An 11,144-nucleotide genomic window follows, 5' to 3' on the forward strand; every position below is an offset into this window, starting at 1 on the left:
CGGAAGGGGGACGGCCGGGTGGGCGAAGCACACGGCACGCGCTACCTCGTCCTCGGCGCGACCGAGGTCTGGTCCGGCTCCACGCCGCTGTCCCTCGGGGGCCCGCGGCTGCGCGCCCTCCTCACCGCCCTGGCCCTGCGCCCCGGCCGGCCGGTCCCCGCGCGGACCCTGATCGACGAGGTCTGGGCGGACACCCCGCCCGGCGACGCGGCGGCCGCCCTCCAGGCCCTGGTCGCCCGCCTCCGCAAGACCCTCGGCCGGGCCGCCGTCACCTCAGAACCCGGCGGCTACCGGCTAGACACCCCGCGCGACACGGTGGACCTCTTCGCCTTCGAAGCCCTCCTGCGGGACGGCGAGAGCGCCCTGCGCGCAGGAGACCCCGCCACGGCCGCCCGTACGCTCACCAGCGCGCTCGCCCTGTGGCGCGGCCCCGCCCTGGCCGACCTGCCGGACCGGGCCGCCGCCGCCCGCCCCGAAGCGCTACGGCTGACCGCGCTGCGGCTGAGGATCGACGCCGACCTCGCGCTCGGCGACAGCGCCCACGCGCTCGCCGCACTGCGTGAAGCCGTCGCCGACCACCCGCTGGACGAGGCGTTCAGGGCCCAGCTCATCCGCGCCCTGCGCGCCGAGGGCCGCACCGCCGACGCGCTGGTGGCGTACGACGAGGCCAGGACCGTACTCGCGGACACGCTCGGCACCGCCCCGGGGCCCGAGCTGAGCGCCCTGCACCTGGAACTGCTCCGGCAGCCGGCACCGAAGCCGAACGCGCCTGGCGTACCCCCCGCCCCGCCTGGACTCCGCCGCAGGGGCAACCTCCGGTCCCGCCTGACCAGCTTCGTCGGCAGGGAGAGCGATCTGCTGGCCCTCCGGCGCGATCTGACCACCGCCCGTCTGGTCACCCTGACCGGGCCCGGCGGCTCGGGGAAGACCCGGCTGGCCCAGGAGGCCGCCGAAGCCGCGCAGCTGGGCCATGACCACCCCGACGGTGTCTGGCTGGCCGAACTCGCGCCCTTGGACGACCCCTCCGCCGTCCCGCACGCCGCCCTGACCGCCCTCGGCCTGCGCAACACCCTCCTGCCGGGCTCCGGCCGCGACCCGCTGAGACCCGAGCCGTACTCCGAGGACCCGATCGCGCGGCTGCTCGACCACTGTGCGCACCGGCGCCTGCTGCTCGTCCTCGACAACTGCGAGCACCTGATCGGCGCCGCCGCCCACCTGGCCGCGGAACTGCTCTCCGCCTGCCCGGGTGTGACCGTACTGGCCACCAGCCGCGAGCCGCTGGGTGTACCGGGCGAGGTCGTACGGCCGGTGGAGCCGCTGCCGCCGCCGACCGCGTACCGGCTCTTCGCCGAGCGGGCCGCGACCGCCAGACCGCACCCGGGCGGCGCCCCGAGGACGGAGGACGCCGACGCCGTACGCGAGATCTGCCGGCGGCTGGACGGACTGCCGCTGGCGATCGAACTGGCGGCGGCCCGGCTGAGGGTGCTGTCGCCGCGCCAGATCGCCGACCGGCTCGACGACCGCTTCCGGCTGCTGACCAGCGGCAGCCGTACGCTGCTGCCGCGCCAGCAGACCCTGCGGGCGGTGGTCGACTGGAGCTGGGACCTGCTGGACGCGCAGGAGCGTACGACGCTGCGCGCGCTGAGCGTCTTCGCGGGCGGCTGCACCCTGGCCGCCGCGGAGGCGGTGTGCGGGCCCGACGCGCTCCAGACGGTGGCCCAACTGGTCGACAAGTCCCTGGTGGTGGCCGACCACGGCCGTCCCGGCGGCACCCGCTACCGCCTGCTGGAGACGATCCACGAGTACGCGGCCGAACGCGCCGCCGAGCACCCGGCCGAGCGGGCAGCCGCCGCCGCCCGGCACACGGCGTACTTCCGCGAACTGGCCGCGACCGTCGACGCCGCGCTGCGCGGCGCGGACCAACTGCGCCGGCTGGAGGTGATGGAGACCGAACTCGACAACATCAGGGCGGCCCTGCTCCGCTCGATCGAGGACCGGGCGGAGCCGGACGCTCTCGCGATCACGCTGTCCATGGGCTGGTTCTGGTGGCTGCGCAACTACCGCGACGAGGCGAACGGCTGGCTGAGCCGGGTGACCGCGCTCGGCGGCGATCCGCCCGAGGACTCCGGCGACCCGATGTACTGGCCGCGGCTGGACGTGCGGATGCTGCATCTCTTCGTCAACAGCGACAGCGCCTCGGCGGAGCAGTGGTCGTCCGAGGCGATCCGGGCGACCGCCGGCCGGCTCGCGGCGGCGTACCGCGAGGGTGGCCCGCACGCGGCCCGCTTCCCCGGGCTGCTCTGGCCGTTCACCCTCTATCTGCTCGGCGACAGCTCCCGGGTGCTCGGCCACATCGACGAGGTGGTCGCCAACTGCCGGCGGTACGGGGGCGACTGGGAGCTGGCCTCGGCGCTGATGTTCCGCACCCATGCGACCGTGGACTCGCCCGGCGGCCTGGAGCGCACCGACGCGGACTGGGCCGAACTCCAGTCGCTCAACGAACGGCTCGGCGACCGCTGGATGCGCGCCCAGGTGCACACCGCCCGGGCCGAGATCGAGTCGGCCCGGGGGCACTACGCCGTCGCGCGCGCCGAGTACGAGGCGGCGCACCGGCTGGGCGAGGAGCTGGGCGCCCACGGCGAGGGCGCGTACCGGCTGGCCCGGATGGCGGAGCTGGCCCACCGCGGCGGCGCCGACGCCGCCGCGGAGGGACTGCTCGACCAGGCGATCGAGGAGGCCGAGCGGTACGCGGTGTGGGACGCGCTGACCTACACCCGCTACCTTCGGGCCCTGCTTCTGCTGGAAGCCGGCGAGGTCCAGGAGGCCAGGGCGCTGTGCGACGAGGCCCTGGCGCATGTGGGGGACGGCACACCGCCGCCGATGTTCCATGTGATGCTGCACGGTCTGGCGGCCCGGATCACGGCGGCCGAGGGCGATCCGGCCGCGGCGCTGGACCAGGTGGCCCTGGCGGCGCGGACGGCGCTGGACTCGGGCTGCACCGAGCCGGTCGTCGCGGGCCAGCTGGACACGGCGGCGCGGCTGCTGGCCGTGCTGGGCGACGCGCGGTCGGCGGTACGGCTGTCGGCCGCGGCCGAGTCGGTACGGGCGCCGCTGCCGCGCAGTGTGCCCGAGCAGGCGGGCGAGGACGAGGTACGGCGGCTGGCCGGAGCGGTGCTGTCGGCGGCGGAGCGGGCCGAGGAGCGGGCGGCGGGCGCGGCGCTGGACGCGGAGGCTGCGGTGCGGCTGCTGGCCGGGCTGGCGGAGGGCGGAACGGCCGCGAGGTCGGCGGGTGCGGCCGAGCGGCGGGCAGCAGGCGCGAGGGCTCCGGGCGGAGGAGCGGCGGCCGGGCGGGAATAGCGGGGGCCGGCCGCCCGGTTGTCCGTGTTTGAGGGTTCAAGCATCAGCGGGGTCGTACGTGCCCGCGCGGATGCGCCTTCGTCCACGTCCAATTAGCCCGGGCCGGTCCTGATCCGATGATCGGCTCACCGCATGACCGGGAGTGAGAGAAGCCGTGAAGGTCGAGATCTGGTCCGACATCGCGTGTCCTTGGTGCTACGTCGGCAAGGCCCGCTTCGAACGCGCGCTGGCCGCCTTCCCGCAGGCCGACTCCGTCGAGGTGGTCTACCGGCCGTTCCAGCTCGACCCGGGCGCGCCGCACGAGCCCCGGCCGCACCACGAGATGATGGCCGCCAAGTTCGGGCCGCAGGGCGCGGCGATGGACGGGCGGATCGCCGCCCTGGGTGCCGCCGAGGGCCTCACCTTCGACTTCGCGACGGTCCTGGAGAACAACTCGCTGCTCGCCCACCGGCTGCTGCGCTTCGCCCTGGACTCCTACGGCCCCGAGACACAGGCCCGGCTCAAGGGCCGGCTGATGTCCGGGCACTTCGGCGAGGGCATGGACATCGGCGACCACGGCCAGCTCACCGAGGCGGCCGTCGCCGCCGGGCTCGACCGGGACGCCGTGACGGCCTTCCTCGACAGCGACGCCCTGCGCGACGAGGTGGTCGGCGACATCGAGCAGGCCAGGGAGATAGGCATCACCGCCGTGCCGACCTTCGTCTTCGAGGGCCAGTGGGCCGTGCAGGGCGGGCAGGAGACATCCGTCTTCCTGCGGGCGCTGGAGCAGGTGGCGAAGGAGACGGCCGCGGTGCAGACACCCGACGCCTACGCCGCCGGTGACGCCTGCGCGGACGGCGTCTGCGAGGTCCCGGCCGAGCGGCCCGCTACGAGCAGCTGATCACCGAGTCCGCCCAGTCGGCGAGATTCGCCTGTCCCAGTCCTCGACCCCCTCCGTGCCCCCGGCCTCCACCGAAGCCGGGGGCACTGTCGGTCTCGTCCGGCTCCACGACCAGCCTGATCGTCCGATAACCCGTGAGCCCGATGTGCACCGGCACGGCCGCGTCGCCGCCGCGCACCGGCCCGGAGGACCACAACTGGTCGTCGTCCCCGTACACCGAGAAGCGCACGGCGGTCCGCAGCCTGCCGACCAGGTCGTCGACCCCCGCGCGGGCGTCGTACGAGACGCAGGCGCGATTGAGGTCGATGGTCACGGTGGAGGGGGCGTGCACGCTGATGCCGTGGTCGTACCAGGTGCCGCCGATGCTCAGACCCCAGCGGTTCCACCACCAGCTCCCGGGGGTACGGCGGATGGTCGGCTCGGTGGCCTCGCGGCCGGGGCGGCCGACGGGGAGCGAGTTGACCTGGTAGGCCGTCGGCGCGGGTGGCGGGGGCGGAGTCGTGGGCGGCGGCGTCGTCGGCACCTGGCTGGGTGACGGCTTCGGCTTCGGCTCCGGGGTGGGGCTGGGCGTGGGCGTGGGTGTGGGGCTGGGCTTCGGACGCGGTTTGGGCGGCGGCGGGGCCGCCTTCCGCGTCGTCGGGGCGGGACTCGGCGGCGGTACGACCACGGGCGCCGACGCCGGGGGCGGCGGCGGGGGCGGCGCGGTGGTGGGCGCGGGCGGCGGCACGGACGCCACGGGCGCGGCGGCCGGCGGCTTGGCCTGCGGCTTGACCGGAGGCTTCTCGTGGCCGCCGGTGAGAGTGAAGGCGAAGGCGGTCGCGGCCGCCGCCACGACCACGGCCGCGGCGATGCCCACCTTGGCGGGCGCGCCCAGTCCCTCGCCCACCGCGGCGCCGCCCGCGGCGCCGGTGGTCCCGGACCCCGCGGCGGCCGCGGCCGCGCCTCCGGCGGCACCCGCCGCCGCGGCGGCTCCGCCGACCACCACGATCCCGGCGGCCTTGCTCGCGTAGACGGCGGCGAACCAGCCGATGTACGCGACCGGCAGCAGACCCTTGAGCGCCGAGTTGAGATCCGCCAGTTCGAGCGAGGCGGCCGTGCAGCGGGTGCACTCTTTCAGGTGACGGTTCAACTCGCGGTCGGCGCGCGTCCGCAGAGCGCCGCGGGCATGCGCGCCGAGCCGGTCGGCGTACCGCGCGCACGCGCCCTCGGCGGTGAGCGTGGAGCTGACGTGCGCCTGCAGATACGCCTGGCGCAGGCCCTCACGGGCCCGGTGGGCGAGTACGGCGGTGGCGTTGGGCGTCAGGCCGAGCAGGGGCGCGATGTCGCTGGGCGACTCGTCCTCGACGGCGGTGTGCCACAGCACGGTCTGCCAGCGCTCGGGCAGGGTGCGGAACGCCTGGATGGCCAGCGACCGTTCGGCCTCGCGCATGGCCCGGACGTCCGCGCCGAGGTCGGCGGACGCCTCGGTGGCCGTGGCACCGGCCGAGGTGACGGCGAACACCGCGAAGTCCTCGACGAGTTGCTCGCGCTTGGCGGTGTTCCCCCAGGAGGCGGCGACCCTCCTGACGGTGGTGAGGAGATAGGCGCGCACGGCGGACTCGGGGCCGCTGCCGCCGCGGATCGCCTGGAGGGTGCGGGCGAAGACCTCGCCGGTCAGGTCCTCGGCGGTGTAGGCGTCGCGGCAGCAGGAGCGGGCGTAGCGGCGTACGGCCTCGGCGTGCCGGCGGTACAGCTCCTCGTACGCGCTGTCCCGGCCGCCGCGGACCTCGGCGACCAGTTCGGCGTCCGACAGGTCGGAGCGGTCCCCGGGCCCGTCGTCGGGGTGACCCGCGGGGTGCCGGTCGCCGTCGGAGGGAGCGGACTCGGGTGCCTTCCCGGGTGTGTGGCCCGGTGCGGATTCCTGGTCCGGCGGGGGCGCGGGTGCGGGCACGCGCGCGGTCGCGGCGCCCGCCGGCTCGGGCCCCGATATCGATGGCGGGGCGTCAGGGGCGGCGGGCCCGGGGCGTGCTATGGGGTCACGCTGCCCCGGAACCCTGCGCGACGGCGGTCCGTCACCGAACTCCGAACCCGCCTCAGGGGCGCCGAATCCCCCGTTTGCCTCATTCACGGGGCAAGCGTGACACAGAAGATCCGGCCGTAGTCATGCCGACGGGTGGAACCACCCATCCGTGGCCGGACCGTTCACACATCCTCCACCCTCACTCGATCGAGGCAGTGCGTCGACGGCAGTTCAGCCCCGCGCGGGACCGGAAGAGGCCGCCGAGTCGGACGGCACGGCGTCGGACGGGTGCTCACCGACCCGGTCGGCGGGCCGTTCCGCGGCACGGTCCGCGGCCCTTTCGCCCGTACGGTCGCCGATGCGGTCGCCGGGCCGGGAACGCAGACCGTCCAGCAGGATGTCGAGCAGCCGCGCCGAGGCCGCCGCGTGCTGGGCGGCGTCCGGCAGCGCGGGCGCGGAGGTGGCGATGACCAGCAGGACATCGGCCACCGACACGTCGACCCGCAGCTCACCCGCCTCCCGTGCCCGGTCCACGAGTTGGCCCACGACGTCGAGCAGTACCCGGATGCCGTCCTGGTCGTCGGCGCCCGTGCCCTGGCCGCGGCCGGTGTGCTCCTCGGCGAGGTCGCCGAGTCCGCCACCGGCCGCCGCGAGCGGAGTGCGCTGCTGCGGCACCCGCGCGGGCTCGTCACCGGCCGACGCGTACGGGTCGGCGCCAGGGGTGCCCTGCACCCGCAGGACCTGCGGCGGCAGCAGCCGCCCGGCGCCCGAGGCGGCCGAGGTGCGCAGGAAGCGGGCGAGCGCGGACCATGCCTCGTTCTCCTGGCCGAGCGCGGTGCGCGCCTGCTCGGTCAGCCGCGCGGTCTCCTCCTCGGCGATCCGCCTGACCAGCACGTCCTTGCTGGGGAAGCGGCGGTAGACGGTGCCGACGCCGACCCGGGCACGCCGGGCCACGTCCTCCATCGGCGCGCCGTAGCCCAGCTCGCCGAACACCTCGCGGGCGGCCCGCAGGACGTGTTCGAGGTTGCGCTGGGCGTCGACCCGCAGCGGGGCCGCCCGGCCCACGCCGCTGTGCGCTTCCGCACTCGCCGTCACTGTGTGCTGAGAGTCCTGAATTTGCATATGCGTATCCCCCGGAAAATCGTCAGTCTCCCCCCGGAGACTCCCCACCCATTACGAAGATCGCTGCGCGTCCCGCGCAGTACTACGAGATACGAACATAGTTGAGGCCGCGTCAAGAAAGAAGGGGGCGTTCCCAGCCGTGGCGGGCCCCGATCGGCGCAACGCGGGGCCCTTCTCGCCTTGCGGCCCCCGGCCTGTCACGGGTGCGCCCGCTGACCTGCCAGGTCGCCGATTTCCCGGAATGATCCTGTCCGCCCTGTGGACAAACGGCTCCGGTCCATTGCGTCATGGAGCAATGACGGACTCGGCAGCCATGGCCAAGGCAAGCACACCGCGTATTCTCGTCCTCGGCGGTGGTTATGTGGGGATGTATACCGCCCTGCGGCTCCAGCGGAGGCTCCGGCGCGGGGAGGCGGAGGTCGTGGTCGTCGACCCGCAGCCGTACATGACGTACCAGCCCTTCCTGCCCGAGGCGGCGGCCGGTTCCATCTCCCCGCGGCATGTCGTGGTGCCGCTGCGCCGGGTGCTGGGCAAGTGCCGGATCGTGGTGGGCGAGGCGCGGTCCGTCGACCCCGTCAAGCGGGTCGTCTCCGTCGTCACCCCGGCCACGGAGGAGGAGGGCGGCAACGCGCTGGAGCTCTCGTACGACCATCTGGTCGTCGCACCGGGATCCGTCTCCCGCACCCTGCCCGTGCCCGGACTGGCCGAACACGGCATCGGCTTCAAGACCGTCGAGGAGGCCATCGGGCTGCGCAACCACGTACTGGAGCAGCTGGACATCGCCTCCTCCACCCGCGACGCCGCCATCCGCGAGGCCGCCCTCACCTTCGTCTTCGTCGGCGGCGGCTACGCGGGCGTCGAGGCGCTCGCCGAGCTGGAGAACATGGCCCGCTACGCCGTGCGCTACTACCACAACGTCCGCGCCGAGGACATGAAGTGGGTCCTGGTCGAGGCGACCGGCCGCATTCTGCCCGAGGTCGGCGAGGTCATGGGCAAGTACGCCATACGCGAGCTGCGCGGGCGCAATGTCGACATCCGGCTCGACACCCGGCTGGAAGCCTGCGACCACCGGGTCGCCGTGCTCTCCGACGGCGACCGGCTGCCCACCCGGACGGTGGTGTGGACGGCCGGGGTCAAGCCCGCGCCGCTGCTCGCCGCCACCGGACTGCCGCTGAACGCACGCGGGCGGCTGCGCACGGAGGCGACGCTGCGGGTGGTGGACTGCGCGGAGGTGTGGGCGGCGGGCGACGCGGCGGCCGTGCCGGACATCGCCGCCGAACAGCCCGGCACCGAATGCGCGCCCAACGCCCAGCACGCGGTGCGCCAGGCCAAGGTGCTCGCCGACAACGTCATCTCCCAATTGCGCGGCGGCCCGCTGACCGAGTACCGGCACAAGTACGCCGGCTCGGTCGCCTCTTTGGGTCTGCACGAAGGCGTCGCACACATCTACGGCCGAAAGATCAAGGGCTATCCGGCGTGGTTCATGCACCGCGTTTACCACCTCAACCGGATGCCCACCTTCAACCGCAAGGCACGGGTGCTGGCCGAGTGGATTCTGGCCGGGCTCTTCAAGCGGGAGATCGTCTCGCTCGGATCGCTGGAACACCCGCGCGCCGAATTCGAACTCGCGGCCGGGGCCGGCCGTAAACCCGACGCGCCCTGACCCGCCCGGGACCCTTGCGATTCCCCCCGGGGCCGCCGGTCGGCCACACTGGGTGGGTGACCACGCGTGCACCAGCACCGGCAAAGAGTGACAAAAACGAGGAATCGGACGTTTGAACCTTACGCGTTGGAGCGCCCGGCTCCCCGGAACACAGCGACGTGGCGGCGTCCCGGCCGCGCGCGGCAAGATCGGCGGCCCGGCCGGTGAGTCCGGCGGCAGCTCAGGCGGCAGCACGTCCGGGGCCGCCGAACCGGCGCCGTCCCCGGCGTCCTCCGCTCCCTCCACCGACCCCACCGGCGAACCCTCCGTCCCCGGTGTCCTCAGCCGGCTCCCGGCACTCATCGCCGTCACCCACGGGCCCGCGCACCGCGTCCGCTTCGTCAACGACGCCTACACCGATGTCTTCGGCCCCCGCGTCACCGGCGCCCCGGCCCGCGAAGCCCTCCCCGAACTCGACGAACTCGGCCTGCTCCCGCTCATGGACCAGGTCCACCGCAGTGGCAAGCCGCGAACCGTCAAAGCCCGCAGGGTCACCTGGGCGGATGATTCCGCCGTCACCCGTCCGGGTTACTTCACCTTCACCTGCACCCCCGTCGAGGCCGACGACCCCGACCCCGAACGCCGGGGCGTCCTCGTCTTCGCCGCCGACGTCACCGACCAGGTGCTCGCCGCCGACCGCCTCCGCGAGAGCGAACGCCGGCTGCACGAGACCGCCGTCACCCTCCAGCGCAGCCTGCTGCCGCAGGAACTCGAACAGCCCGACGACCTCCGGGTGGCTGCCACCTACCAGCCCGGCGGCACCGACGCCGCGGTCGGCGGCGACTGGTACGACGTCATCACCCTCGGCGCCGGACGCACCGCCCTGGTCATCGGCGACGTGATGGGCCGAGGAGTGCGGGCCGCCGCCGTGATGGGCCAACTGCGCACCGCCGTACGCGCCTACGCCCGGCTCGACCTGCCCCCGCACGAGGTCATCCAGCTCCTCGACGGGCTCGCCAGCGAGATCGACGCCACCCAGATCGCCACCTGCGTCTACGCCGTCCACGACCCCAGCGAGGGCCGGCTCTCCTACGCCAGCGCCGGTCACCTCCCCATCCTCATCCGCGACCCCGACGGCACCGTCCGCCGTACCGAGGAACCCACCGGGCCACCGCTCGGCACGGGCGGCTGGATGCACACCTCCGGCACCCTGCCGCTCGGCCCCGGCTGCACGGCCGTCCTCTACACCGACGGCCTCATCGAACGCCGTGACCAGGACATCGACGAGGGCGTCACCGCCCTGACCCGCGCCCTGGCGGGCGCCACCGGCTCACCGCAGGTGATCTGCGACCGCCTGATGCGCGCGCTCGGCGTCACCTCGGAACACGACGACGACGTGGCCGTGCTCGTCCTGCAGTACCCCGACCACACAGGGGCCGAGGCCGAACTCTTCCGCAACGCCTCCCTCGAACTCCTCGGCGGCATCGAGGCCGCGCCCCGGGCCCGCGCCTTCGCCTCCGGGGTGCTCGCCTCCTGGCGCTTCCCCGTCGACCTTCGCGACCTCGGCGTCCTCGCGGCCAGCGAACTGGTCGCCAACTCGCTCAAGCACGGCACACCGCCGATGCGGCTGCGGCTGCGTCGTACGGACCGCCGGCTGATCATCGAGGTCACCGACGGCGACGACCACCTGCCGCGCCGGCGCCGCGCGGAGCCCGCGGACGAGGCCGGCCGGGGCATCTCGATCATCGCGACGATCGCCTCCGGATGGGGATCGCGCCGGACACCGGGCGGAGGGAAGGCGGTGTGGTGCGAGTTCGCCCTGCCCGCAGGGTAGAACCGCCGGCTCGGGACACCCTTGGGCGCACCGGGCTCGGGCTCAGGCCGGTATTCGCTCCGTGGCGAGGGGCTCCGCGGGGGCGGAGTGGGCCACGACACGGGTCGGCCGCGGGGGAGTGTCCTGGACCGGGGTGAGATGGCGGGCCATCCGCAGGGCGGTCAGCGAGATCGCCAGCGAGGACACCACCAGCAGCACGATGTACGTGTCGTACGCGCCCGCCGCCGCGATCAGACCACCCACGGCGGGGCCCAGCGCCAGCGCGAGCTGCTTCACCAGGGCGAAGGCCGCGTTGTACTGCCCGATCATC

Annotated in this window: 7 protein-coding genes (1 of these 7 cut by a window edge); 4 read left to right on the forward strand and 3 right to left on the reverse strand. The window is 74.3% G+C overall.

The features are described from left to right. The first annotated feature begins 18 nt into the window (after positions 1 to 18). Entirely contained in the window at positions 19 to 3,357 is a 3,339-nt protein-coding gene (locus OHA30_RS19290; RefSeq protein WP_328915109.1) for an ATP-binding protein, read from the forward strand. A 154-nt stretch (positions 3,358 to 3,511) separates the two neighbouring features. Beyond that, the gene (locus OHA30_RS19295; protein WP_328915110.1) at positions 3,512 to 4,237 is read left to right on the forward strand and encodes a DsbA family oxidoreductase; all 726 of its coding nucleotides are present in this window, start codon (positions 3,512 to 3,514) and stop codon (positions 4,235 to 4,237) included. Here the strand turns inward: OHA30_RS19295 and OHA30_RS19300 are convergent. Continuing rightward, positions 4,224 to 6,167, reverse strand: coding sequence for a sigma-70 family RNA polymerase sigma factor (locus OHA30_RS19300; protein ID WP_405785547.1), 1,944 nt, complete (start codon positions 6,165 to 6,167; stop codon positions 4,224 to 4,226). The genes OHA30_RS19295 and OHA30_RS19300 overlap by 14 nt on opposite strands. Positions 6,168 to 6,467: 300 nt before the next feature. Next, positions 6,468 to 7,358, reverse strand: a complete 891-nt coding sequence (locus tag OHA30_RS19305; RefSeq protein ID WP_405785546.1) for a TetR/AcrR family transcriptional regulator — start codon at positions 7,356 to 7,358, stop codon at positions 6,468 to 6,470. Positions 7,359 to 7,653: 295 nt separating this feature from the next. On the opposite strand from OHA30_RS19305, the gene OHA30_RS19310 reads away from it, so the two are divergent. Together OHA30_RS19310 and OHA30_RS19315 are read left to right on the forward strand one after the other, a co-directional pair. After that, complete coding sequence (locus OHA30_RS19310; protein WP_328915111.1) at positions 7,654 to 9,021, forward strand: NAD(P)/FAD-dependent oxidoreductase; 1,368 nt, start codon at positions 7,654 to 7,656, stop codon at positions 9,019 to 9,021. Positions 9,022 to 9,133: 112 nt separating this feature from the next. Further along, the gene (locus tag OHA30_RS19315; protein WP_328915112.1) at positions 9,134 to 10,834 is read left to right on the forward strand and encodes an ATP-binding SpoIIE family protein phosphatase; all 1,701 of its coding nucleotides are present in this window, start codon (positions 9,134 to 9,136) and stop codon (positions 10,832 to 10,834) included. A 42-nt stretch (positions 10,835 to 10,876) separates the two neighbouring features. Here the strand turns inward: OHA30_RS19315 and OHA30_RS19320 are convergent, their stop codons facing one another. Beyond that, positions 10,877 to 11,144, reverse strand: partial view of an MFS transporter gene (locus OHA30_RS19320; protein WP_328915113.1) — the end only. Its footprint extends 1,040 nt past the window's final position; 268 of the gene's 1,308 nt are visible here — the last part of the coding sequence; the start codon falls outside the window, past its right edge; it ends in the stop codon at positions 10,877 to 10,879.

It is taken from the genome of Streptomyces sp. NBC_00223 (genome assembly GCF_036199905.1).
GTDB lineage: Bacteria > Actinomycetota > Actinomycetes > Streptomycetales > Streptomycetaceae > Actinacidiphila.